This window comes from Streptomyces katrae (genome assembly GCF_000966975.1).
Taxonomy (GTDB): domain Bacteria; phylum Actinomycetota; class Actinomycetes; order Streptomycetales; family Streptomycetaceae; genus Streptomyces; species Streptomyces katrae.
The window spans coordinates 1-1049 of the sequence record NZ_JZWV01001404.1; the positions used below are offsets into that span (position 1 = coordinate 1).

Here is a 1049-nt window from a genome sequence, read left to right on the forward strand (position 1 = left end):
AGATGTGTATAAGAGACAGGTCTTGAGGTGGGCTTCCACCAGGGCTGCCGCCTCGCGGCGGAGGGTGAGGGACGTCGGGTCCAGGGGGAGGGGCCAGGAGTGGTCCGGGGTGGTGTCGGAGGCCAGGGCCGGGTTCTCGGCGTCGGGGGCCGGGGCGTCCGCCCAGGCCTCGATGTCGCCGTGGCCCGCGGCGCAGTGGTCGTGGAGGGCCTGGAGGAACGCGGACGGGCCCCGGCGGCGCTTCTGGGTGGGGCCCCACCAGTGGCCCGAGGCCAGGAGGAGGGAGCGGGGGCGGGTGAAGGTCACGTAGCCGAGGCGGAGTTCTTCCGTCTCCTTGTGGGATTTGAGGGCCGCCTTGAAGGACTTCAGGCCCGCCGAGGTCCACGCCGGGTCGGCCGGGAGGGTGGTGGCGTCGCCGCGCAGGGCGTACGGGAGGACCTTCGGGTACGAGGTCCAGGCCTCCGGGGCCTTCTCCTTCGGGAAAGAGCCCTCGCAGAGGCCGGGGACCACGACCACGTCCCACTCCAGGCCCTTGGACTTGTGGGCCGTGAGGACCTTGACCGTGTTCTCCCCTCCCGGGAGGGCGTGGTCGAGGCCCTTCTCGTACTGGGCTGCCGTGCGCAGGAAGCCCAGGAAGGCCAGCAGGGTGGCCTCGCCGTCCAACGCGGCGAAGCCGGCCGCGACGTCGAGGAAGCCGGACAGGGTCTCGCGGCGGCGGGCCGCCAGGGCGTGCGGGGAGGCCGAGAGTTCCACGTCCAGGCCCGTGGCCGACAGGATCCGGTGCAGGACGTCCATCAGCGGGTCGGAGAGGGAGCGGCGCAGGTCGCGCAGTTCCTGGGCGAGGTGGGCGAAGCGGACCCGGGCGGCGGCGGAGAACGGGAGGTCCTCGGCGGCGGAGCCGTCCAGGAAGGTTTCCAGGGCGTCGGCCAGGGAGACGACCTCGGCCGGGTCGACTCCCTCGACCGCGGCGGCGAGGCGCCCGTCGGGGCCGTCGGAGGCCGCGGGGCGGGCGACCAGCTGCCGGGCCAGGCGGCCGAGCAGGGCCAGGG

At 74.1% G+C, this 1049-nt stretch carries 1 protein-coding gene; it reads right to left on the reverse strand.

From position 1 onward, the window contains the following. The coding region (locus VR44_RS37725) for a 3'-5' exonuclease (RefSeq protein ID WP_045952188.1) at nt 1-1049 on the reverse strand (1049 nt) is incomplete at both ends.